The organism is Microbulbifer maximicatervae (SeqCode), from assembly GCF_052467615.1.
Map to the genome: position 1 here is coordinate 4,059,885 of NZ_CP174319.1, position 23,959 is coordinate 4,083,843.

A 23,959-nucleotide genomic window follows, 5' to 3' on the forward strand; every position below is an offset into this window, starting at 1 on the left:
TTTTCTTTAGTTTTATTGGCAAAAAATTCCTAGGTGCGATCGATAGCACCATTTTTTGCTCAAGTAAAAAATCAGCCTCAAAAGCAAGCCAACCATCACAGATTATGACTGACAGCTCTTTATACTCCGCGCCAATTATATTTGGTTTAACGGATCTATCGAGGCGATATGACCTATTCACTGAAGTTACTCACAGCTATCAGTTTATCTGTATTTCTTACTGCTTGCGGTGGGGGCGGAAGCTCCGATGACAACGAACCTGACGATACTCCAGTAAGCAACGATAGCGATTCAGGGGCAAACTCTGACGGCGATGATGACGATGGCAATACTGGCTCTGATGATGACAGCTCCAGCTCTGATGATGATGACAGTTCAGATTCGGATGATGACGACGGCGATGACTCCCCTAGCATAAGCGGTGACAGCGGCAGCGTCAGTGAAGATGTCGAGACAACGGTTTCTGGGCAACTGGTCGATGACTCAAACAGCAATCAAACCTTTGAATCCGGAAATTTTCAAGGGACTTACGGAGAGCTTGAAATATCCAGTGATGGCAGCTGGACCTATACTTTGGACCTTGAACTATCCGATCCAATTGCTGGCTCAGAATTAGTGACCGACACATTTAATATTGGTATCGGTTCCAGTGATTCAGAAGCCACTATATCCATTTCCATAACCGGTTACGACGATGCCTACACGTTCAACCCCGCCAGCCCACTGGCCACTTTGATTGTTGAAGGTAAGGAATTTTCTTCGGGAACGTTCCTTTTGGAGGATGTCGATGGCAATACTCCGGAGTTTGTCGAGGAAACACTTAACGGATCCTACGGCGATTTCAAGTTATACAGCAACGGAGATTGGGAATACAGCCTGAATGATTCTGCAGACAGTTTAAACAATGGTGAAACGACAGAAGATACCATTTCATTTCAACTTAGCGATGGCACTACTCAATCGATTACCTTCTCTGTCGTCACTTTAGAGCCTGATGAAAGCAGTATCGTATTCATTTTCATGAACTTCTCTGATGCCGTACCTACAGATACCACTGATATCTCTGATATTGCAGATATGGTCTTTAACGATGAAGACTCTCTCGATAATACCTACCTAAAGAATTCATTGGGACAACTAAAATTCCTGCGCCATCGCATCAGCGACAGCTCCCTGGAACATTACTGCTATGGAGAAGGTAGCAATGAAGATAGCTCCATTGACTGTATCAGTTACAACATTCCGGATAACCAAGACGGTGGCACTTTAAGCGTTGACGATGCGGCAGCCCGCTCCAGCCAGGGAGGAGAATATACAGACGGAGGATACACTTGGCGTGACAATGCAACAGAATGGGCAGAAGCCAATTTAGTTGATAACAATAACAACCCTATCAACCTAAGCGACTGGCGCCACCGTGTTTACATCTACCCGCCAAAGGCCAAGAGTGCTGGGCTGGTTGGGGCTGGTGTCGCCTCTGTTGGTGGTAAATGGAGCATCGTTACCGCTTATACAGACCAGATAATAATGGGCCATGAACTTGGCCACAATATTGGACTCAGCCATGCCGGCAATGATGACAACAATGATGGCGATACCTTCGATAGTGGCGAAAGCGAGTATGGAACAGATGGGAGCTTTATGGGGAATGCCTGGACTTCGCGCTTATTTGGCAGTGGTCACCGAGAGTACATGGGCTGGTATGATTTATTCCCCGAATATACCCAAACGGTAACCCAGACCGCCGGCAGCACCGAAGAGGTGGAGATTGAGGCTATTGAGCTGACTGCGGGAGAGCTCTCAGGAAACCTGCCCCAGCAGCTGAAAGTTGAGAGTGCGGGTAGTCAGAATGGAGAAGACTACTACTACGTGAACTACCATGTAGGCCATGACATACTGAACCCATCGTCTCATATGGAAAATTCAGTATCCATTCATTATCTCGATAATAGACTCTTTAACCATGTAGCAGAACTCAAGGAACCAGGAGATAGTTTTACCGACTCAAATATTGGCTTAACCATTGAGTTTCAATCTATGGCCGCAGACAAACAGTCGGCCACTATCTTAGTCAGTTACAGTGATTAGACTATAAATCCGTTACCGCAGGATAAATACTATGAAAAAGTTCATTCTAATAGCGTTTGCATTGAGCTTCTCCCTGTTTGTGCAAGCAGAGGAGATTGTAACTGGCACCTTGGAGGAAATTATCTCTGAAGATTTTGAAACGGGAAAATCCGAGCGTAAGTTTTCCCTGAAAGATGAGCAGACTGGCCGCTACTTCTTCCTGGATGCCGATGAGGCCAAGCTCAAAGGTATGAAATCTGGAGATCGGGTTAAAATTCGTGGTGAGCGTGGAGAAAAGCACATACTACGTATAAAAGAATCAGAGAAAATAGAAGTAAAGGATAGCGAATAGCCATTTATTAATTTAAAACGATTCACCTCCCTATCTGATTAAAGCGGAATAGTGCTCAGAGATAACCCGAGCACTATTCCAGATTTTCTTCTACCCCACCCTTAATTGATTTAACTGATCCATGTGCGGCATAAAGTTCAGAGCACAGCGGCGGTTAAAATCCTTGATTTCCTCCAGTTTATATTTGTGTGCAAACTCATTACCTGGACGCAACTGTTCCTGCCCCGGGTAAATCCCCTTGCCAGTCAACAGGCAATTCCAGGATACATTCGGGAAATAGACATCCAGTTTTTGATCCAGTAGTTCATCAGTAATATTCTTGCCTGCCATCCAGGACATCAAGATTGAACGCAGGGAGGGAGATATCTTTTCATTAGAGCCATTGGCAATCCAATAATCCGTATCTGTTCTCGAACTAATACGATAGTGACAGACGATATAGTCCCGCACCGCATCAAAACGAGCGCTGATACGATTATTAAAGTCATCCCTATATTTATCAGTATGATCACCATTGTTATAGGCCTCTATAAAGCGCACTACAGTCTCCTGAACCATATCAAGCGCCGTTGCCTCCAAAGGCTCAATAAAGCCTTGGGAGAGCCCCACCGCCAGGCAGTTCTTGGCCCAGTGTTGGGCAACCCGTCCCACCTTGAACTTTAATCTACGCGCCTCGACATCACTGTCCAGCAAACCCAAGTGAGCGCGAAATTCCGTTTCTGCCTTGTCATCATCGACAAAGCGAGAGCTGTAAACGTAGCCGTTGCCATTGCGATTAGTCAGGGGGATTTTCCAGGCCCAGCCATATTTCATCGCAGTAGAAATAGTGTGCGGTGCATACTCCCTTTCCTGGTCCGTAGCAAATACAACCGCAGAGTCGTTATACAGACTCTCAGCGCTACTAATAAATGGAACTTTCAAGGATTGTTGTATAAGACTTCCACGGAAGCCGGAACTGTCCACATACAGATCAGCTTTGAGAACCTCACCGTCAGTAGTTTTCAGGTGATCAATATTCCCCTGTGCATCGAGCATAGCACCAGCCACTGTCGCCACCTTATAGCGAACCCCTTTTTTTTCGGCAACACCCCGCAGGAACTGGCCCAATAAACCAGAATCAAAATGGTAGCCATAGGCAATTTCAAAAGGGAAGTTTTCTGGTGCGACCGGGGATAATTTTTGCCGAATCATCTCAGTGGCCAGAAAGAAGTGGTCCGGGTGCCCCTCCAAGTCAACGCCCTTCCTGCGCAGGTAACTATTATGAAAAAATGCCGGGATAGTAAATTGGTCAGGCTGGCCAACAAAGGGATGAACATACTCGGTAAAGCCCGGTTTGACCGACCAATCCCTAAAGGTAATACCGACCTTGTAAGTAGCGTTACAAGCAGGCATCCACTCCGATTCGCTAACTCCTATAGTCTCCATAAAACCCTTTAGTGGCGGAGTTGATCCCTCCCCCACACCGATAATTCCAATATCCGGTGATTCCACCAGGGTGATTTCAAACCCTTTATTCTGCCAATGGGTCGCCATCAGATTGGCGGTTATCCAGCCAGCGGTACCCCCGCCAAGAATAATTATTTTTTTACATTGATTGCTCATGGCGACTCTCAAAAATTCGGCACCGCACTTATTTTCGGGCCATTTGATATTTCAAAAAAAAACCGCCCGGCAAGCGTAGCTCAGCGGGCGGTCTCTTATCACATCTTCAGTTTACACCGAAAGAATCAGCGATACTTAGTAGCTATAGTTCAAGCCGAGGTAGAACTGACGTCCAAACTCAGTGTATTCACCGAGGACGCCATCTACTCCGTATGATTTCACATCAGCCTCATCCGTAAGATTGTTCGCTGAGAAAATCACATCGATACCATTATCAAATGCGTAGGATATCTGTGCATCGACAGTGGTATAGGCTTGCGCTTCCACTGGTGTGGAGCTACCTGGTACCGGCATATTCAGGATAAATTCATCCCGATAGCGAACATTGACATGGGAGCTGAAATTACCAATATCCCAGAATACTGTAGTGCTCCAGACATTTTCAGAGAGGCCCGGCAATGGCAGGTTTTCACCATAGAGGTTACCGCCACTCACTTCGGTTTCACTCTCAGTATATGAATAGCTGGCGGTCATACCCAAGCCAGCCCAAATACCTGGCAGCTGATCAAAGGTTTTGGTACCCGCAAGCTCGATGCCTCGAATATAACCACCCTTGTCATTGTTCACGTAAGTCTCAAAAGCGCCAGCTTCCAGACCAACGGGAATTTCAATACCCAGGGAATCAAACAGCGCCGTCCGATCTGCCTGGCTGTCCAGGTAGATATACTGCTTTTCTACCAGGCTTTCGATATCTTTCCAGAAAATGGCTGCAGTTACCGCGCCGCCATCTTCGAAATAGTGCTCATAAGCCAGGTCAAACTGGTTTGCACGGAAAGGATCGAGGTAGGGAGACCCCTTGGTCCAAACGTTGTACTCCGTAGCGCCATCGTTGTTAACACTGTTCCAGGAGCCAGCGCCGCCCTTCAGCTGCCCAACTGGCGGACGGCCCATCACTTTAGCTGCAGCAAAGCGAATGTAGTCCTGCTCGGTCAGCTCAAAGTTCAAGTTAAGGGAAGGCAGGGTATCTGTGTATTCGGGGCCGTACTCAACATAGTCGTAGCTATCTGAAGTTACACCCACGTCATCAGTAATTTCGATACCATTGCCAGCACCCACATTTTGGATACCGCTGGACTTCACATCGGTTTCAACAACCCGTACACCGAAATTACCAGTTACTGGAATACTACCCAACTGGGTTTCGATATTGGCCATCAGGTAGTAGGCAAAAACTTCCTCTTTCACAGCACCGGACTCAACGAAAGTCCAGTCCTGGCTAAATACCTTTTTACCTTCGTAATTACCGGCACCAAAAATACTGGAAGCCAGGGCATCCATATCGTTGACTACGAATTGTGGTATCCCATTGGTAGATTCAATGCTGACATAGCCGTCCAGTAGTTGCGGCTCACAATCGATGTCGGACAGGTTATCCGCGCAGTAGTCATTGAATTGACCATCGCGGCTACCGTACAGGAAAGCACCACGCTCAGAATCGAAAGTACGCTCAGAGACACGGAATCCAGTCTCTATAGAGGCAATGGCTCGCCACTCCAAGTCAAACTTGTAATCGAACTTGAAGGCTTCAACTTTATCTGTGTACTCGTGGGGGTACTCTTCGTAGCGCGACAAACGCATGGTATCCAGATCGGTGAAATCTACACCGGAGAAAACGCCTGAGGGAATACCATCACCATTAAGGGAATAGGCAAAGCTCTGCCCAGCAGCTTCTTCCCAGGTCTCTAAGTTCCCATTGTCATCGTAGGTCAGGTCGTAAGCGTGCATGGATACAATCTGATCCTTGCGCGTCTTGGTGCCCTTACTATAGGAGTAGTCAACGGCCAGGGTATGGCGGTCACCAAAATTCCACTCCAGGTTCAGGCCAATACTATCGCTGTCCGCCTGAGTGGATTGATCCTCAGAGCGGGATTCAAACCAGGGGCTGGAATCGTAAACAGTTTTTGGATCGGTAATAATTACCGTTCCATCGGTAACCACTCCGCCGTTTACTTCCGTATCGGAAAGGGTATACATGTCTGTATTGGCCAGCCCACCAACCGTAATACCGTGGCGAGTATCCACACGCTCAAAGTCAGATTTGAAGTAATCCAACTGGGCCTTGAAACCATCGGTAGGCTCAAAAACGACGCTAGCCAGGTAACCATTGCGGGTATCGGTACCATCACCTGACTGCCATTGGAATGCGCGCGGCAAAGCATCTGCGCTGCCGTCACCATCGTAATCGCTTGCCGGCGGTTCATAACCGATCTGGGCGTCTGCACCCGTGCGGGACTTTACAAAGCTATTCGGCTGCTCAAGGTGGGAATAACCCAGGGCGACGCCCACCTTGTCATCCATAAATTTACCCATGTACGACAGCGTGACACGCTCACCGAACTCGTCGGCACCGACGTCATCTGCTGCGTCGTTAAACGACATACGCACATTGGCATTAAAGTTGTGTTCTTTGTCGGCGTCGAGAGGATTGGCTGTTTTCAGCTCTACAGAGCCCGCTACACCACCTTCGATATGAGAGGCTTTCGGAGTCTTGTAGACCGCGGCCTGATTAATCAGCTCAGCTGGGTACTGGTCAAAAGATATCCAGCGAGTACTTTCGGTATAACCACTGGTAGAGGCCTGCTCACGACCATTCAGGGTGGTCTGCAGGAAGTCGCCGTTCATACCGCGGATATTTAGCTGTGAGGACTGACCGTTGGATCGCACGGTGGTTACGCCGGGCAGACGGCCCAGGGCATCAGCGATTGATTGGTCGGGAAGAGATGACAGAGCGCCGGCATCTACCACATCGGCCACAACATCAGCGGCGCGCTTGGCTTCAACGGAGTCCAAAACGCTGGTGCGAATACCGGTAACTGTTACTTCTTCCAGTGTTTCCTGCTCCTGCGCATAGGCCCCAACCGAGGTGGACACGGAGGCCGCGATGGCAGCAGATAGCAAAGTGGGTCTGAGCGCCCCTTTACCTTTATTGGATAGACTCATCATCTTCTCCCTGGACTTATCGTTATGTTGAGACCCTGCATCCTAGGGCGGCCCCTAATCCATAACATCCTCCCCCGAGGGGGGAGGAGACGGGAAAAAGTGTGAGATCAATCACAGGTGTAATTTAATACACGTTTGTCAGGCCATAACCCAACAAAAGTACCAGGCAATTACCCCTCAAGCTGTACTGCAGCGCCAATCAGGGCCTGATAACCCGCATTCAACGCGTATACCGGAACGGCCTCCATCCATTGAGCGACACGCCCTTTCGTCAGGAAACGCTGCTCAAACTCGCTCTCAGGTAGCAGTTCAGCGATCCTGGGCAGTATACCACCGCCCAAAAATACCCCGCCACGAGCGCCCATATACAAAGCCGCATCTCCGGCCGCACTGCCGAGGAAATTGAGGAAATCTATCAGAGCTTCACGACACAGTGGATCTGAACCTTCAAGGCCACGGGCGCTGATATCGGGGGGCGTCAGGTCCTCAGCGACCTCTCCGTTCAGCTCGCAAACTGCGCGATAGAGATTAACCAGTCCATTGCCCGACAAAACCCATTCATTGAAAACGGGTAACTGGGTTTTCATCAGGATTTGCAGCAACTGCAATTCACGCTCAGTGGAGACTGTCAGGTTTGCATGCCCGCCCTCTCCCGCCAGCACATGGTATCGGCCATCGGCTTCAGCCAGCCCGGCAACACCGAGGCCAGTTCCGGGACCGAGCACCGCCATAGGAGCACCTGCCTGCCGGGGAGTATCGCGCAGTACCTGGTAATCTGATTCGGCCAGACGGGGCAGAGACTGAGCCAAGGCGGCAAAATCATTAATCAGCTCTAGGTGGGGAAAGCTAAACTCTTGCGCCAGCTCCCCGGCGTCAATAGTCCAGCCCAGGTTGGTCATATAAACCTTTCCACCTGTTGGAGTCATCTCCAGCGGACCGGCTGCTGCAATACACGCCTTTTCCGGGCGCGGCTGGTTTAACCCATCGAGCCAGTGCTGTAGTGCTGCATCAAATCCCTCGAAGCGTTGGCAATCAACGACTTTGAGTTCTTCCAGCTGGTAACCCTCTGCTACAGGCTTGGCGATGGCAAATCGGGCGTTGGTCCCACCGATATCCGCTACGATACTCGTCATAGTTATCCTTCTAACTTCCCCCTAAAAAAGGCGATATAACTTAAGGCGTCAGACAAAATATTGCCAGCCCCAAAGCTTACTACAGAGGACAACTCACCCTATAAAGAAACCGCATAACCCCATATATAACCCAGATAAACTCGATAAACCTCGCAGCAGAAAACCAAACTGCAACTTTCAGTCACTTTATTTTAGCGATCAGCGGGGGGGATATTTTTCACGCTATTGGTAAACGAGCAGATTTCATCTTTACTAAATCGAGTATTGACTCGCTTCTGTGAGGCCGGTTGATAGCTAATACCCACACCGCCACGCCGCGCAACCTGGGGTCGAATGGGGCGGGGGCAAAAATTACCGCCACAGTTAGGGCAGACGTTACTGAGTAATGTCTCGACGCAGGGCTGGCAGAAAGTACATTCGTAAGTACATATCATCGCCTCTTCAGAGTTTGGCGGTAGATCTTTATCGCAATTCTCACAGTTCGGCCTTAACTCCAGCATCCCAGTTCCCTCCTTGTTCGCTAAATAATTTTTTGAAGTTTATTAGTCTTAATTTCTCGCTCAACCTCCCTACACAAAGGAAGTTATCCCAACAGAAAATGACTACATAAAATCTGTATAAGCTTTATATATGGAAGATTAAATAGCTTTTTATATTAACGACTTACTCTCTCCAATAGTGGTATTAAAATGACAGTAAATCGACAAATTCCGACATGATCCATTGTTACAAAATCAACATTGCAAAATGCTTATCCAAACCATCAAATTGATGACTATCTCTTGATAAGATAACCATATTAATTAATTTCTAAGAAAGGAAAACCAACTTAGACACTTCCCTCAGATTCCACAACCAGAATACGAGCCTCACCAACAGGATGAGCTACATGTTCCGTGCCCTCAGAAGCGTGGAATATATCACCAGGTCCGAGAAGTTCCGATTCGGTTCTACCTGCCACTTTGTAAAACATTTCTACATGACCATCGAGAACAGCGAAGACTTCCTGGCCATCATTGATATGCCAAATATAAGGTTTATTAGTCCAATGCAGTTTAGTGGTAATCCCGTTCATATTTGCGATAAGTTGCGATTCCCAGGGCTTACTACCGGTAAAATCTCTGCTACGCACTATTTTCATGATGTTTATTCCAATATCGCTTTATAAAATTTCCGGAACCATCATTTAGAAAGTCGGTAACTATAAGGCGGATTCTTCAGGCGCAGGGGAAGTCATGACACCATTTTCATCAGCCTTTTTTTCTGCCAGCTCATCAACTCGCCTCACCCCAAAAGTCACCGTTGGTGGAATGCCCATCCCCAGATCGATGTCCGCAACACGATAATTGCATCCCCTGGCTTTAAGAATGGCATTCACCTTCTCCTGTTTCTCAACCGCTTTGATAACGGTATTGGCTATTACTTCATCACTGCCAAAAGCGGTTACGGACTCATTGACCCTTTCACCGAGTTCCTTGGCTTTATCAAAAATACCCATAATTTCCTAATCCTTCTCTATTCATTCGCAGCCGAAATCATAGGTTAAATATCTATTTTTAGGAACCGCACACAGGTAGCCCTGACTCCACCTCGGGGCCACAGCAAGCAAAGGTTAAGACGAGCTGGTCACTTAAAGCAGAGACTTTGAGCAACCAGTTAAAAGGGGCCCATTAGTCAGCACCAGGCCTTCGTACAAAATAATCTGACCACCTATTCATGGACCGGTAAATCCGCTGGACTTTTCATGCCAAAACCTATTTAACCCTATAATTTCGAGACTCTCCCCCTCTCGTCTTGCCCACCCCAGGTTGATGTGTCACTATCATTTTTTTGAGGTTTGGTAACGATAAATGAGTGGGCGCAAGCAGTTCGATGAGTCACAAGTACTAGACAAGGCCATGCGCGTTTTCTGGGAAAAAGGCTACAAAGCAACTTCCTTGTCGGATCTTGAATCGGCCATGGGACTGAATAAATCCAGTATCTACAACACCTTCCAAAGCAAGGAAGGGTTGTATGGCCGCTGTCTGGAACATTTCCACACCCAATATGCCTGCGATGCTATGGATACCTTGAACCACCCGGACTTCCGCACAGCTATGGGCGGCTTCCTGGAAATGCTTCAGTCAGGTATGGAGAGCTCTGAAACTCCTGAAGGCTGTATCGCTACTATGGCAGCTATGGAGGTGGGTGCCAGTGAAGGGTTTCTCGCTGACCTGGTAGCCAAGGGTACCAATGATATGCTGAACCGGATCGAAACCCGTATGCAAAAGGCTATTGACGATGGCCAATTGCAGGCCGATGTCGATTGTGCCGCCCTCGCCGCGATGGTTATGGCGGTAAGCCGAGGCGTAGTGGCCCTGAATAAAGGCACGGGCAGTACCACAGCAGGCAAAAACAGTTACCAACAGCTATCCACAATTCTGGACCAGTATACACTTCCCTAAAAAAAGCCCACCCCAAAACTTCTTGCCTCTTTGGGGTGGGAATGGGGGTATTCCTGTGAGAATTAACTTTTAAAAATAGCGACGTAATTCCAACTGAAAATAGTCGTCGTTGCGCAAATTGTAGGTAGGATCTTCTTCATCGGCATTACCGAAAAAACGCGCTTCCGCTTCCATTAACCAACGGTCATTTAGTCGGTGGGTCAGTTCCAGATTGGAAAAACGACTACCGTTATCCAAATCGGTACTTACGGCAAATAAAAGCTCCGTATCCTGTGTATTATTTAGGGCGTATCGCGCACCTATTGCAATGTCATTTTGACTGGCCGTAGACCAAGGTCCGGTACGATCATCAAATTGATACTCCATTAATACCCCAAGATCTGAGATCGTTTCGCCAATACCATAAAATGTATATTCGAAACCGCCGACAGCCGCTGTCTGGCGATCTTCACCGCGAGGTTTAAATGAAATAGCTTCAAACTTCCACAACCAATCTCCACGGGTAGTTTGGATGTCCACACCCGTCTGATCGATCTGTGCATAGTAAGGCGCAAGCAAGCCATCTTCCGTAAGCAATAATAATGGATCCCGATTAGTGCCGGAAAAATGGCTGAGACCCAGGTCCCAATCCCCAAGTACATGGCTGTAACGCAAGGCCCAATCTATGTGCTTCTCCTCCCGGTCAGATTGATAGACCGCAGCATCCTCATCCACCGGCAGCGGAGCACGCAATCGCCCTTCCCGGCCAGCAAACTGACGCTCGCGAAAGCCCAGTAAACCGTACACCTCCAGTGTTCCCCAATCACGCTCCATCAGGAGGTTAATCATGGGTTGGCCAAGCTTGTCTTCACCATCGATATTTTCCAGCGCATCATCCTGGTTAATCACATCCACCAAATGCACGGTTTCAGTAACTCCCCAAAATACTTTGCGCACCCCGGCGTAAAGCTCGAAACTATCGTAAGCTTTCCACCAGTAAAGCTCGCCGAGATCCGCGTGATTGCGATCGCTATCCTCACTGTCCCAGCGTCCAAAGACACTGGCCACAACACGCTGGTTTCCATCGTCAAAATCCCGGTAGTACTCGAGATTTAAAGACGCAGAAAGACCGGCATCACTTTGTGCTGAATCCAAAGGGTCTGCGGTGAATGCGCGGGCCTCCAGGCCCGCATAACCGCTCAACTCATTTGCTCCAGCCATATGACTCAACGCCGCCAATAGTGGCAACAAAGTGAGTATTTTTCGGTTAACCATGGGCGCAATCCCTATTTCGCCCTGGAGAGACTATTTTTGGTGAAGTCGCGATCGGTAAAACCATTGCCAAATACCCAGTCGCCGTACAACAACTCTGTGGATTTACCAGTCTGGTGATTAACCATTTCCATTTTATTGGCTCGCCAGTATTGATCGCCGTACTGGTTGTAGTCGGAAATCGTGAGGGTCTTCATCAGGTCCCCTTTTCGGTCATAATAGTCGGTTCTCCATGCGCGGTACTCCTCTGTATCAACCCAAAGGTGTTGAATGGAATAACCGGATTTAGGATCAACCGGGTCCAACTCCAGAACAAAGTGATCGCGGCCATCGAAAGACTCGTTGCGCAGATATTTGTAGGTGTATTTCTCCACCTCCTGTGAGGCGATATCTTCATAGGAGAATTCACTACCCATAAATGGTCCAGACTTGTTACTGGAGGAAATACGCTTTACTCGCTTTAAAGCAGGCAAATAGAGCCACTGGTCATCGGATCCCACTTTATGAGTAAAGGACAAAAATGCTGTGCCCTTTACATCCCGAGGGTTGTCAAAAATCACCAGGGATTTATCTCCGTCATTTTCCTGCTCCAGAGTTTTGGTGCGCATAGCCCGCACACTCTCCTCTCCATATTTATTGCGCAGGGTCATTGTTAGGCTGTTGCTGAGATCGCCGAATCCCAAGTCGCGGCGGTCCGCCTCCTTGGCAATTTCCAGACCTTTTTCTGCGGCCAGATCCAGTTCACTGGCAGAAACAGATAAAGCTGCCAGAGCCAGGGCACCTGCTAGGGCCCGTGTCAAAAACGGTTTATTAGAGCGGCTGGGTTGCATAGTTTTGCTCCTTATTTTCAATAGGGGTGATAGCGGGGTCGTACGCCTTGGCATCGAGCTTCATCAAGAGAATCGGAAGAAGTAGGAAATCCGCCAGCAAGGCCATCAAAATGCAAATTGCGGTCAGAAGTGCCATGGAAGAATTCATACCGAAGGAGGACTGGGCCAACACCATAAATCCGGCAATCAGAATGACTGAGGTCACAACTATCGCTACACCCACTGAAGAGAAGGCGTAACGCAGTCCGTCCTCCACGTTATAGCCTGCACGGCGCTGGCGCAGGTATTTACTGAGGAAGTGCACTGTGTCATCTACCACAATACCCAGTGCCATACCGGTCACCATAGTGACAGCCACATTGACTTCAGCTACCAGTGCACCCCAGAGGCCAAATGCCAGGCCGGCCGGCAACAAGTTGGGAATTAAGCTTAAGAAACCGAGTTTGACACTGCGCAGGGCAATACCAATCAGTGCAGAAATTAACACCAGCGCAACCAGAGTGCCCACCAACATGCCCTCCATATTGCGCTCGGCAATATTGGCAAACATGATCGCCGGACCTACACCATAGGCAGTTACACCAATGTTTTTCTCCAGCCAATTACTGCCGGCATCCGCTACCGATTTGAGTTCTTTCGACTTGAGGTTATCGAGAGTCACAATAATCTGCGTCGACGACTTAGCCACATTCAGCTGATTATTTAAATCCAAGCCATAGGGAAGAGACAGCTCGTACAGTAATAAATACTGGGCTGCCAATTCCTGCTCTTCAGGCAACCTGTAGTAGGCCGGATCGTCAGCATGCAGATTTTTGTTCAAGCGCTTGAAAGTATCGCCAATGGTATTGACATGGCGCACCCCGGGCTGGGCCTGCATCCACTCAGTGAAACGCTCCAGATTGGCAAGAAACTCCGGATTGCTAACACCATTGTTGTCACCGGATTCGATCGAGTAAATCAGCTGGTAAATACCAGAGAGGTTGTCATTGATATAATCTGAATCGGTTCGGAACTCCACAGATTCATCAAAGTAACCAACAAAGTCATCATTAATCTCATTGTTTGGAATCATTGCCAGTAATCCCAACGAGATAATGACTCCCGCGAGTAATATTGGGCGCTGACGGCGAATCACAAAATCTCCCAGAGTATCCATGGAGCGTCCAATTTTGGATTCACTGGCGCGACTCTTGGCTGGCAGTATCGCCATCAATGCAGGCAGTAAGGTAACCGATAAGAAGAAAGCCACCATCACACCCATCGCGGTAATATTACCCAGATCGTGGAAGGGAGGCGCATCGGAAAAGTTCATCGACAAAAAGCCAATGGCGGTAGTGATCGAAGTTAAGAACACAGGCCCCATGTTGAGCTGCAAGCTCTCTTTAATTGCATCGTGCTTGCTGAGTCCACGGCGCATTGCAGCAAACAGACTCACCAATATATGTATCGAGTCCGCCACTGCGAGAGTCATAATAATGGTGGGCGCAGAAGCGGAGGGCGGTGTCAATTTAACACCTATAAAACCGGCCAAACCCATGCCTGCGGCCATGGAGAAGACGATAACCAACAGCGCTGCAAAAGTCGCACTGAAGCTCCGCACCAATAAAAATACAACTGCAATAATCACAAGGTACATGAGCGGAACTAAGGTGCTCATATCTGACTGAGAGGCTTCAAAAAATGCATTACTCAGTAAAATAATACCGGTCGCATAGACCTCTACATCGTATTTTGCCTCAATCTCTTCCATCAATGCCTGTGCAGCTTCAGCCGCTTCAGGGGTTTCATGCATGGATTTTTGTGGAAGCTGGAAGGTGATATTTATCCCTGTAACGGAGCCATCACTATTTACCAGGCGCTCCTTCAAAGTGGGATCTGCCAGCGCTACAGCCTTGATAGAAGCCAAGGTTTCTGCATCTAAACTGCTGGCATTTTCCACCAAGTCCTGTACCAGAAGGTCATCTTCTTCAGCAATGGTGTGCTGGAAGTTAGTGATTGAATCCACCCGCAGCGCATAGGGTAACAACCAGGATTTCTCGGTCATCTCCTCTACGGCTGCCAGGGCATCATTGGAAAAGGCATTGCCATCTTTTGGCACTACCGCAAACAGAATATTGTCATTCTTAGTGTAAGTGCGCTGGATTTGCTCATAAGCTTGTAGTTGAGGATTAGCTTCACTAAAGAATGCCCGGTAATCATTGTTGAAACCCAGGAATCTTGCTCCGCTTACCGCAAAGAAGGCTAACAGTAGTGCGCCAATGGCTACCAGCCATCGATATCGAATAAGCCAATCCGCATAACGGCTGACCCAATTCGAAGGTAATTGGGGGGATGACATGAAATCAGCTCCTTCAAACAACCTGATAAAAAAATTATTAATAAACAACCTAAGCAAATGGGTATTTACTTACGGCCACAGAATTCCGTAATAGCCAATATAAGATCAGCTACAAAATTTGATAAAAAGGCACACTAATGCCATCAGCCAAACCGTAAATATGGCCGAGACATAAATAAAGAGTTATCGCTTTAGGCGCTATAAGAACCACTTCTTTGTAATTAATAGTAGCCAATTTCAGGCAAAGCTCACCTTTCCCCAACACAGGGGCGACCACGAGAGAGCCGCCGAGTTAAGAGAATACCTAATTTAAAATATCGTAAATCTAACAATAAATATAATAATTATTAATATATGCCTGAGACATACAGATATATTAGTAACCTGCCTATTGTTATCACTATAAATTAACTCGTTAATTATCCTTTAAGAAATAATTAGGGGGCTCGACAAGTTAAACATCTTTAATTGTTTCCAACCATTACTTTAATCACGTACTTAGGCCCAAAGTGATTGGTCAGCAATACCAATAGCCTTGGACACCGTAGCTACTTCTGGGCATTCTATTGTGCCCACTAAAACAGCAGTACAACAGCTTGCCCAACCTATGACCAACCAGTATCACTTTCTGTATCACCCAGTCTCGTGAAAACCTTGAGAACCTCCTGCAGCCATCATTGTTCTGTGGTTATAGCTCTTTCCACAATCTATACAGAACATCTTGAACCGTTCGGTTCATCATGTCAACAGCGGAAATTCAAAATATATAAAGGCAAGACAGCTTGAGGGAGTCGGCTGCGCAAGATCTGAGTTAAAATCGGGCGACGATAATGAGAATGAAGGAATTGTGCTGTGAAAAAACTGCTCCTGCCCATCGCAATCGGTGCATCGCTGCTGGCTACTCATGCCTTTGCAAGCGATCCTAAGCCTCAGCAATTGCTGGAAAATACTGAATCCAAAGTGATCGAGTGGCGTCGCCACCTGCACCAGAACCCAGAACTGGGCAATCGCGAATTTGAAACAGCCAAATATATTGAAAAACACTTACGTGCACTGGGCCTTGAAGTTGAAACAGGTATCGCCCATACCGGCCTTGTGGGCTTTTTGAGAGGCGGCAAACCGGGACCAACTGTGGCCTTGCGCGCGGACATGGACGCTCTGCCAGTCACCGAGAGAACCGATGTGCCCTTCGCTTCCAAAGCGAGAACCACTTACCAAGGTAAAGATGTTGGCGTTATGCATGCCTGTGGCCACGATACCCATGTGGCCATGCTGATGGGCACTGCCGAGGTCCTGGCAGGCCTTCGCGATGAGCTGGCTGGAAACGTCTTGTTTATATTCCAGCCCGCAGAAGAAGGCGCACCGGACAATGAAGAAGGTGGCGCGGAGTTGATGCTCAAAGAAGGGATCTTCAAGAAGTACAAGCCGGACGTGGCCTTTGGCCAGCATGTCACTTCCTCGCTACCCACCGGCGTCATCGGCTATCGCTCGGGCCCGCTTATGGCCGCTGCCGATGAATTCCGTATTACCATCAATGGCCGCCAAACCCATGGCTCACGCCCCTGGGGTGGAGTGGACCCTATTGTCGCCGCAGCACAAGTCGTAATGGGCACCCAAGCCATTGTCAGCCGCCAGATCGACATCACCAAAGAGCCCGCAGTCGTTTCTTTCGGACGTATTGACGGTGGTGTCCGCAACAATATCATTCCCGATAGTGTCTATCTGAATGGCACCATCCGTAATTTTGATATGGATAACCGTGCAGAAATTTTCAAACGCTTAAAAACCACTGCGGAGTTAATTGCTGAAAGCTCCGGTGCAAGCGCAGATGTGGAGATTCTGGAGGGCTATCCGGTAACGATAAATAATGCGGAGCTGACAGAAATGGCCCTGCCTATTCTGAGATCTGCTGTCGGCGACAAGAATGTTGTAGAAGTACCCAAAATCACGGGGGCAGAAGATTTCTCCTACTACGCCAATGAGGTCCCTGGCTTTTTCTACTTCCTGGGAGTAACTCCTAGGGATCAGGATGCTAGCCAAGCTCCAAGCAATCACTCACCGCTTTTCTATGTGGATGAGGACGCTTTGCGTAAGGGTACTGAAGCGCTGACCCTGTTAACTTTGGATTATATGGCGAACTATAAAAAACAGTAATTGTAAAGGAGCCCCTCTTGGGGCTCTCTTTCACAATTATCTATTCCTCAACATCTAAGGTTATAGTTTTTTCAGTTGTTGCTCCATCATCATCCGTAATGCTGAATTTGAAAGACAAAGTGGCGGGCTCTGCTGGTGTCATAAAATAAGCAGTCAGCTTGTCCGCATCAATCAATTCAACTGCAGGGCCAGATACCTGCTCCCATTTCTGGCTCACAATAGTTCCATCCTGATCTCTTGAAGCCCCACCGCTCAAGGTCGAAATTGTATTAATCTTAACACCGCCAACAGCCCCATATGCAACAACCATAAACGGTGGAATGTTCCCTTCTACGATTACCGTAAATATACTCGTTACTATTTGGCCATTGTTATCTTCAACCTCCAGCTCAAACTCCAGAGTAAACTCACTTCCCGGGTTTTGCGGTGCTATAAAACTCGCACTACCATCAGTGTGAGTTATCAATTCAATCCCCCTATCGGAGAGGGAACTCCAGCGATAGTCGACAATATGCGCACCAGGGACATCCCAAGAAATGCCAGGAACCAGTAAGACATTTTCACCGGGCTCAACTTCTTGAGTAGTGCTTATTACTTTCGGGGGAACTAACTCAACATCTACGCTGACTGTCATTTGGCTTGTCGCCCCTCTGTCATCAGTGACACTCAATTTAAATGACAATACAGCTGGCTCTGCTGGAGCTTTAAAATTGGCAATTAAATTATTAGCATTTACTAATTCAACGGGTGGACCCGATACTTGCTCCCATTGTTGGCTCACAATATATCCATCTGGATCATTTGAATAGGAACCATCTAAAGTCACATTTGTATTCGGTTGAACCACTCTCATAGTTCCAACACCCATATTTGGGGGCACATTCCATTTTACAAGTACATTGTATATACCCGTTGCAGTCAGACCATCGTTATCTTCAACCTCAAGCTCAAACTCCAGTACTAATTCTGTACCCCAGGGAATTTGAGGTGCTGTAAAGCTCGGAATTCCATCGGCGTTGACTGCCAATTCAATATCCGTATTGGAGAGCGAACGCCAACGATAATCTACAATGTGACCATCACTATCCGAAGCCGATATAAAAAATAAAACTTCTTTGCCTGGCTCTACCGTTAGAAAAGCATTCCTGACCACAGGAGGTGTTAACACCTTAACAAAAAAAAACCTTTTCTGTTCAGTTTTTGCACCACCGTTATCTTCAATCTCAATCGTAAATACTAATGCTGAGAAAGACACTCCTGGCTCTGCAACTATCCTTGGAACAGTAAAGGTTACGGAACCATCATCAAGCTCTTTCAGCTCAATACGCGGGCCACTAGAAACCTGCTGCCAATGATAGCTAACGATGGTTCCATCGGGATCATAAGACTGGCCTGCGGATAATGTAACCTCTTGGCCGGCAGTAAATGCTGACATTGGCTGATCGACTATCAAAACAGGAGCTAAATTAACTCCAACACTAACCGCCACTTTGCTAGTATTCTTTAGACCCTTATCATCCTCAACTTCCAGCTCGAAAATTAACTCCTGTACAACTCCAGTAATTTCGGAGGGCGCGGTAAAGCTAGCGAAACCATTACCAGAGTCATCTAAGATAACAGGAGTACCGGAAATCTGTGTCCAGCGGTAAGCCACAATACTGCCGTCGGAATCTGAAGACAGAGTACCATTGAGCAGTACCGCCGAATTACCTTCAGCAGTTTGATTTTCACCGGCGATAGCCGTGGGTGGCTGGTTGATATGCCCAGCACCACCTTTTAATATAACCAATCCCTGTAACGGATTTGCGACAACGATATCCGCAATACCATCCCCGTTGATATCTCCACTAGCCATACTCTGGGGGCTAGTATAAGTTGCACCAGGAATGGCAATTTGTTCACTCAAAGCCAAGGTACCATCATCTTGCTGTTGATAAATTCTTAAGAACTCTCCACTGTCCGGCAAGACAACTAAATCAGCAAGGCCATCATTATCAATATCTTTTATTAAAAGCTCTCCAGGAGGACTTCCAAAGCTGTGAATTTCAGGTTGCTGTAATAAGCTATCTTCTCCCTGGTAATATACAGCGATTCTTAAATTATCCTGCCCTCCACCCACTATTGATAACGAAATATCATTGCGGCCATCATTATTAAGGTCACCAATTGCGATTCCTTTTATTTTAATATCATCATTAACATCAGCATTTCCATCTAATTCAATACTGCTAATTTCGCTCAACCTCAAAGAATCATTCGGCGCTAGAACAACCAAGCTATTTTGGAGAGACCCGTTAGCAATTAGAGAAATATCTGTTATACCATCTCCATCCACGTCACCCAGTGCCACCTGCCCTGGACTTTCAATAGCTAGATCGCTAGCGCTACTCACATAGGTAGATGACTCCCCTACTTTATGGGTTATTACAGCACCATTCTCTCCCCAACTAATCCCGAGAATTCCTTTATCACCATTATTACCAAGGTTGACAATTGCGACTCGCTCAGAATAGGAGTTCTCCAAAGATTCCGCATATTCTAAACCGTTAGCAGGATCTTGCAGGTATACCTCAATTATGCCGCCATCAACCCCAACAATAACATCTTTCAAATCATCATTATCAAGATCACCTACTGTAATAGACTGAGGCAGACTTGCCTCTCCACCTGCAAGCGGGTAGTCAATAGACCCTGTCAGACTACCAAATTCATCCTGTAGAAATACTTTTAGCTTAAAGTCATTTTCGGGATCAAAGTTACTCGATGTAGTTAGTACAACATCATCAAGTCCATCATTATTAACATCGGCAACAGAAACTGCCTCTATTTTTGATCCTGTGGAATAAATCTCTACCGGCTGAAACTGAACCTCTCCAATTGCAGTGCTTGCAATCAGAAAAGCAGCTGAGGAAAGAGCAAAATATTTTGCAAGTAATTTAAGTTTCACAACATCTCCTTGTGTAAAATCGCTTCAAAAGCGGAAGTAAATTAGCACAAAATGTGAAAATTAAGTGTGATCAATTATGAAAGAAAATATCAAGAAAAGACACAAAAGCAGACACTAGTACCGAAAAACAAATTTAAAAATTAATCCTCAAAACAAAAAAATGTATTTCTTTAAGTAAATTAGGCAGGTAAATAGATAAAGTTAAAAGGGACCTCCTAGATTTTTTCTAAGAAATAAAAAAGCGGCCTAAGCCGCCTTTTTATTTCTTTTAATTAAACACGCTAAGCGCTTTCCGAACGTCCTCTATTAGGACGCCGTCTCGGAGCTCGTTGTGGTTTCTGTCCATCACTGCGACCAGCCTCAGCACCGCGCCCTTTACCGTTACCGCCCGCGCGCTTGGCTGGGGCCCCTTTACCCGCAGAGGCGTTACCGCTGCGGCTGCTAGAATTTCCACGCCCCTCAGGCTTACCGCGTCCATTGCCGCGGTTGCCCCGACGTTCCTCGCTATTGCCGCGCGCTTCACGCCGCCCTTCACTCTTCTGAGAGTTACCCGCTGGGCGCTTGCTGGAGCCGGGCTTTTGCAACCCACCCCGCTTTGGATTTCCGGATGCGGGCACCTGGTGGTCCGGTTCAAACTCTTCGATTTCCTCGCGCGGAATTGGCTTGCCGATCAAGCGCTCAATATCGCGAAGCTGCTTAATCTCATCAGCGCTAACAAGAGATACCGCTTGCCCCTGAGCGCCCGCACGCCCTGTGCGGCCAATACGGTGGACATAGTCCTCAGGCACATTGGGCAAATCAAAATTTACTACCTGGGGCAGTTGGTCAATGTCGATGCCTCGGGCCGCGATATCAGTCGCCACAAGAATCTGAACCTTGCCAGCCTTAAAGTCCGCCAGGGCACGAGTTCGTGCATTTTGACTTTTATTACCATGAATGGCTGCTGCCAGGATGCCGTCACCTTCGAGCTGCTTCACCAACCTGTTGGCACCATGTTTAGTTCGACTAAAGACCAAGGCTTGGTGCCAGTTATTCTCCCTAATCAAATGACTAAGTAGTTTCGTTTTTCGAGCCTTATCCACAGGATGGAGTTTCTGTCGCACCGTTTTAGTAGTGGAGTTGCGTGGACTGACATCAATTTCCAGCGGATCTTTTACCAAGCCTTTCGCCAGCTGACGAATATCTGGTGAAAAAGTTGCGGAGAATAGAAGGTTCTGACGCTTAGCCGGTAAAATCCTCAATACTCGTTTGATATCGTGAATGAAGCCCATATCCAGCATGCGGTCTGCTTCATCAAGTACCAGGGCTTCTAAGCGATCGAAGCGAATTGCCCCTTGATTGTGCAGATCCAGCAAGCGCCCAGGGGTAGCTACCAAAATATCCGCTCCGCCTCGCAGACGAGAAATCTGGGGGTTGATCTTCACACCACCAAACACCACCGCATGGCGCATAGGCAGGTACTGGCTGTACCCCTGCACATTATCGAAAACCTGAGCCGCCAATTCACGGGTTGGAGTGAGCACCAGTGCGCGTACTTGCCCTTTTCTAGCGCGCTCCCCCTGGCTAAGACGATGCAACAGCGGCAAAGTGAAGCCAGCCGTCTTACCGGTACCAGTTTGGGCTGCGGCCATAATATCGCTGCCCTTCATTACCGCTGGAATAGCTTGTGCCTGGATTGGCGTAGGCGCAGTGTATCCCTGCTCTGCAACGGCACGGGCAATCTCCTGGGCAAGGCCCAGATCTTCAAACAACATAAAAAAACCTCGAACTGCGCCGCAGGCGCAATCAAACACACTCACTCCCCCTGAGGGAATGAAGAGAGAAATCGGAGTCGACATCGGGAGCCTGTATTGCTCCCAGCGTGTACAGCCGTCTAATCGCCAGTCCTCGTAACCGGCGCGCGGCATTCAGTAGAAATTTCCTGGAAGAATTTTTGAAAAGTTCCGGAGGGGCTACCGGCGGATCACCGGCCTACAAATGACGCAGCTGAGAAAAATCAGCGGCTGTACTATACCACACAAAGGCTGACTGTATAGTTTCACCCAGCCAAACTCCTTTCTTTTATAGGTTTATACAGAGCAGTTGTTGGGGAGGTCGTCTTCAGGACCGTAACATAGTTTCACGTTCGCAGCGCGAGCGTCTATCTTTGAGGTACCCCATCCCGTTGCGAACTTGTAAAACAAAGCTGCTCAAAGCAGCCAGGATAGGAACCGTTATGTCACCCAACAACAGTGTGAATACTGAACACCAAGTTGAGCTGATCACCCTCGGCAATGGACGCAAAGTCTCAATACGCCCCATCTGTCGCAGTGATGGTCAGCTTGAGAAAGAACTAATTGAACAGTTGTCTCCAGAAACTCGCCGCGATCGCTTTATTGGCGGAAGCTGTAAAGCCAGCCAAAAGCTATTGGAGTTACTCACAGATAACGACCACCATGTACATGAAGCTTTTATTGCACTCTGCAGTAGTGACAGAGCACAGAGAGCTGTTGCTATAGCACACTACGCACTTGACGTTGACGGACGCGCTTGTGAGTGTGCCGTTGTGGTGAGCGATGACTGGCAGGGGTTAGGTTTGGGACGCTTAATGTTAAAGCGACTCATCAACTGCGCTCAGGATCAGGGGCTTGAACGAATCTATTCGATTGAGTCAGCACAAAATAGACGAGTGGACAGTTTCGCAAAATCCATGGGCTTTACCTGTAAAGCCGATGCCAAAGACTATACCCTGCTCACCTATACACTAGAATTGAAAACTAATCTTGAGACTAATGGCTTTAGTCACAAAGAGGAAGTTTCCCGAATAAATTTGGAGTAAGTGAGTAATTTAAGAATTTAAGTCCATATTTATATTTATTTATCTATATGAAGCAGGTGCCCTTGGTACTTGCTTCACCTATTTTCTACTTAACTGTACATCGTTTTCCTAATACAGTCTTGGCGACCTCAAATTACTTACAGTTATTGGTCTTTTATAATACGACCTCAAGAAAAGTTGGATCACCACCGTCCGCCAAATTTCCATATACTTATTTTGTATTTATACGCTCCACAGCAGGGTACCGCTCACTTACCCATTCATGGCAGATATCTGCCAAGCATTGGGCTAAATCTTTCTCACTAATTTCCGAAGGTATTGATATCCCGGCACTGCGACGCTTACCTTCATTGCTCTGATAGAATGTGGCCCAGCTATTCGACTACCTTTCGATAAACATCTCTTTATCAAAAATATTATATTTAAATTTTTTCATAAAAAACTACATAGAATAAAAAAACTCCACAGGTTTACAGTTACCCACATGAAAATTATTGTAAATTCTCAGTTATACCATCCCTATTTTGTGTAAGTACTTGATAGCTACCGATGATTCTTTCAATCAACTCTGGGGTTAAATCTAAAGCCTCACATTTCTCGCCATTTGCTACAATTGGGGCCAATTGATTAAATTCTTTCTTCAATTCCATAACATGTAAAGAATACAAATGTAACAATATTATTAACAACTCAACCTCTTCTTGCTTGATTATTACTCTTTGCTCAGCCAACTCAATAACTTCAAAAGCGTACTGCTTCTGTCCTTTAGCAGTCAAATTTTCCCAGTAATCTGGTGTTTGCGAAATAGCAAGCTTTGCTTGAAGAGCATTGAAATTTTTTTCACGCTTCGAAGCCAGCCTTGCTATTGGCAGCAGCCGGTCTTCCTGAAAAATTTCCCTGAAATCATCCATATAATACCGGGCCTTAGAAGTACATTTTTGAGGAAGGTCCACCCAGGAGCACGACGCAATAAGAAAATTAATAATTATTAATGACAAGTATTTCATAGATAAACCCCCTTAA

Annotated in this window: 17 protein-coding genes and 1 pseudogene; 5 read left to right on the forward strand and 13 right to left on the reverse strand. The window is 47.2% G+C overall.

Features of this window, described 5'->3' with window-relative positions:
* Positions 1 to 168 precede the first annotated feature (168 nt).
* Entirely contained in the window at positions 169 to 2,088 is a 1,920-nt protein-coding gene (locus tag ACJJIM_RS17815) for a VCBS domain-containing protein (RefSeq protein ID WP_413663511.1), read from the forward strand.
* Between the two features lie 31 nt (positions 2,089 to 2,119).
* Entirely contained in the window at positions 2,120 to 2,419 is a 300-nt protein-coding gene (locus ACJJIM_RS17820) for a hypothetical protein (RefSeq protein ID WP_444895935.1), read from the forward strand.
* Positions 2,420 to 2,509: 90 nt separating this feature from the next.
* Here ACJJIM_RS17820 and ACJJIM_RS17825 read toward each other — a convergent pair whose 3' ends face one another.
* From ACJJIM_RS17825 to ACJJIM_RS17850, 6 genes are all read right to left on the reverse strand, one after another.
* Complete coding sequence (locus tag ACJJIM_RS17825) at positions 2,510 to 4,021, reverse strand: tryptophan halogenase family protein (RefSeq protein ID WP_413663513.1); 1,512 nt, start codon at positions 4,019 to 4,021, stop codon at positions 2,510 to 2,512.
* A gap of 135 nt (positions 4,022 to 4,156) precedes the next feature.
* Positions 4,157 to 7,021, reverse strand: coding sequence for a TonB-dependent receptor (locus ACJJIM_RS17830; protein ID WP_444911626.1), 2,865 nt, complete (start codon positions 7,019 to 7,021; stop codon positions 4,157 to 4,159).
* A gap of 170 nt (positions 7,022 to 7,191) precedes the next feature.
* Positions 7,192 to 8,154, reverse strand: a complete 963-nt coding sequence (glk, locus tag ACJJIM_RS17835; protein WP_444911627.1) for a glucokinase — start codon at positions 8,152 to 8,154, stop codon at positions 7,192 to 7,194.
* A 191-nt stretch (positions 8,155 to 8,345) separates the two neighbouring features.
* A complete protein-coding gene (locus ACJJIM_RS17840) occupies positions 8,346 to 8,654 on the reverse strand; it encodes a DUF1272 domain-containing protein (protein ID WP_444911628.1) in 309 nt (102 codons plus the stop codon).
* 329 nt (positions 8,655 to 8,983) lie between these two features.
* Entirely contained in the window at positions 8,984 to 9,295 is a 312-nt protein-coding gene (locus tag ACJJIM_RS17845; protein ID WP_444911629.1) for a cupin, read from the reverse strand.
* A 60-nt stretch (positions 9,296 to 9,355) separates the two neighbouring features.
* Positions 9,356 to 9,652 carry a hypothetical protein gene (locus tag ACJJIM_RS17850; RefSeq protein ID WP_444911630.1) on the reverse strand — a complete coding sequence of 99 codons (297 nt, stop codon included), beginning with the start codon at positions 9,650 to 9,652 and terminating at the stop codon, positions 9,356 to 9,358.
* A gap of 352 nt (positions 9,653 to 10,004) precedes the next feature.
* On the opposite strand from ACJJIM_RS17850, the gene ACJJIM_RS17855 reads away from it, so the two are divergent.
* Positions 10,005 to 10,598, forward strand: a complete 594-nt coding sequence (locus ACJJIM_RS17855) for a TetR/AcrR family transcriptional regulator (protein WP_413663519.1) — start codon at positions 10,005 to 10,007, stop codon at positions 10,596 to 10,598.
* Between the two features lie 69 nt (positions 10,599 to 10,667).
* On the opposite strand, the gene ACJJIM_RS17860 is transcribed toward ACJJIM_RS17855, so the two are convergent.
* The 3 genes from ACJJIM_RS17860 to ACJJIM_RS17870 are packed head-to-tail and all read right to left on the reverse strand — an operon-like array spanning position 10,668 to position 15,017.
* Positions 10,668 to 11,852, reverse strand: a complete 1,185-nt coding sequence (locus tag ACJJIM_RS17860; protein WP_413663520.1) for a hypothetical protein — start codon at positions 11,850 to 11,852, stop codon at positions 10,668 to 10,670.
* Positions 11,853 to 11,863: 11 nt separating this feature from the next.
* Positions 11,864 to 12,679, reverse strand: a complete 816-nt coding sequence (locus ACJJIM_RS17865) for an outer membrane lipoprotein-sorting protein (protein WP_413663521.1) — start codon at positions 12,677 to 12,679, stop codon at positions 11,864 to 11,866.
* A complete protein-coding gene (locus ACJJIM_RS17870; protein ID WP_444911631.1) occupies positions 12,660 to 15,017 on the reverse strand; it encodes an efflux RND transporter permease subunit in 2,358 nt (785 codons plus the stop codon). Before ACJJIM_RS17870 ends, ACJJIM_RS17865 begins: the two co-directional genes overlap by 20 nt.
* Positions 15,018 to 15,869: 852 nt before the next feature.
* Here ACJJIM_RS17870 and ACJJIM_RS17875 point away from each other — a divergent pair.
* Positions 15,870 to 17,171 (forward strand): M20 family metallopeptidase, encoded by a 1,302-nt coding sequence (locus ACJJIM_RS17875; protein WP_413663523.1) that lies wholly within the window; start codon positions 15,870 to 15,872, stop codon positions 17,169 to 17,171.
* A gap of 40 nt (positions 17,172 to 17,211) precedes the next feature.
* On the opposite strand, the gene ACJJIM_RS17880 is transcribed toward ACJJIM_RS17875, so the two are convergent.
* Together ACJJIM_RS17880 and ACJJIM_RS17885 are read right to left on the reverse strand one after the other, a co-directional pair.
* Complete coding sequence (locus ACJJIM_RS17880; RefSeq protein WP_444911632.1) at positions 17,212 to 20,118, reverse strand: PKD domain-containing protein; 2,907 nt, start codon at positions 20,116 to 20,118, stop codon at positions 17,212 to 17,214.
* 281 nt (positions 20,119 to 20,399) lie between these two features.
* Positions 20,400 to 21,872, reverse strand: a complete 1,473-nt coding sequence (locus ACJJIM_RS17885) for a DEAD/DEAH box helicase (RefSeq protein WP_444913401.1) — start codon at positions 21,870 to 21,872, stop codon at positions 20,400 to 20,402.
* Positions 21,873 to 22,333: 461 nt separating this feature from the next.
* Here ACJJIM_RS17885 and ACJJIM_RS17890 point away from each other — a divergent pair, with 461 nt between their 5' ends.
* Positions 22,334 to 22,936 (forward strand): GNAT family N-acetyltransferase, encoded by a 603-nt coding sequence (locus ACJJIM_RS17890; RefSeq protein WP_282931039.1) that lies wholly within the window; start codon positions 22,334 to 22,336, stop codon positions 22,934 to 22,936.
* Between the two features lie 211 nt (positions 22,937 to 23,147).
* Here ACJJIM_RS17890 and ACJJIM_RS17895 read toward each other — a convergent pair.
* A pseudogene (locus tag ACJJIM_RS17895) lies at positions 23,148 to 23,303 on the reverse strand (DUF7661 family protein); the annotation flags it as partial.
* Positions 23,304 to 23,427: 124 nt separating this feature from the next.
* Positions 23,428 to 23,847 carry a hypothetical protein gene (locus ACJJIM_RS17900; RefSeq protein ID WP_444911633.1) on the reverse strand — a complete coding sequence of 140 codons (420 nt, stop codon included), beginning with the start codon at positions 23,845 to 23,847 and terminating at the stop codon, positions 23,428 to 23,430.
* Positions 23,848 to 23,959: the final 112 nt, after the last annotated feature.

Excerpts from the sequence above, each read along its gene's own strand:
- ACJJIM_RS17840 (WP_444911628.1), bottom strand. The coding sequence starts at position 8,654 with ATGCTGGAGTTAAGGCCGAACTGTGAGAATTGCGATAAAGATCTACCG.
- ACJJIM_RS17815 (WP_413663511.1), top strand. The coding sequence starts at position 169 with ATGACCTATTCACTGAAGTTACTCACAGCTATCAGTTTATCTGTATTT.
- ACJJIM_RS17870 (WP_444911631.1), bottom strand. The coding sequence starts at position 15,017 with ATGTCATCCCCCCAATTACCTTCGAATTGGGTCAGCCGTTATGCGGAT.
- glk (WP_444911627.1), bottom strand. The coding sequence starts at position 8,154 with ATGACGAGTATCGTAGCGGATATCGGTGGGACCAACGCCCGATTTGCC.
- ACJJIM_RS17900 (WP_444911633.1), bottom strand. The coding sequence starts at position 23,847 with ATGGATGATTTCAGGGAAATTTTTCAGGAAGACCGGCTGCTGCCAATA.
- ACJJIM_RS17845 (WP_444911629.1), bottom strand. The coding sequence starts at position 9,295 with ATGAAAATAGTGCGTAGCAGAGATTTTACCGGTAGTAAGCCCTGGGAA.
- ACJJIM_RS17820 (WP_444895935.1), top strand. The coding sequence starts at position 2,120 with ATGAAAAAGTTCATTCTAATAGCGTTTGCATTGAGCTTCTCCCTGTTT.
- ACJJIM_RS17855 (WP_413663519.1), top strand. The coding sequence starts at position 10,005 with ATGAGTGGGCGCAAGCAGTTCGATGAGTCACAAGTACTAGACAAGGCC.
- ACJJIM_RS17830 (WP_444911626.1), bottom strand. The coding sequence starts at position 7,021 with ATGAGTCTATCCAATAAAGGTAAAGGGGCGCTCAGACCCACTTTGCTA.
- ACJJIM_RS17850 (WP_444911630.1), bottom strand. The coding sequence starts at position 9,652 with ATGGGTATTTTTGATAAAGCCAAGGAACTCGGTGAAAGGGTCAATGAG.
- ACJJIM_RS17890 (WP_282931039.1), top strand. The coding sequence starts at position 22,334 with ATGTCACCCAACAACAGTGTGAATACTGAACACCAAGTTGAGCTGATC.
- ACJJIM_RS17885 (WP_444913401.1), bottom strand. The coding sequence starts at position 21,872 with ATGTTGTTTGAAGATCTGGGCCTTGCCCAGGAGATTGCCCGTGCCGTT.
- ACJJIM_RS17825 (WP_413663513.1), bottom strand. The coding sequence starts at position 4,021 with ATGAGCAATCAATGTAAAAAAATAATTATTCTTGGCGGGGGTACCGCT.
- ACJJIM_RS17860 (WP_413663520.1), bottom strand. The coding sequence starts at position 11,852 with ATGGTTAACCGAAAAATACTCACTTTGTTGCCACTATTGGCGGCGTTG.
- ACJJIM_RS17865 (WP_413663521.1), bottom strand. The coding sequence starts at position 12,679 with ATGCAACCCAGCCGCTCTAATAAACCGTTTTTGACACGGGCCCTAGCA.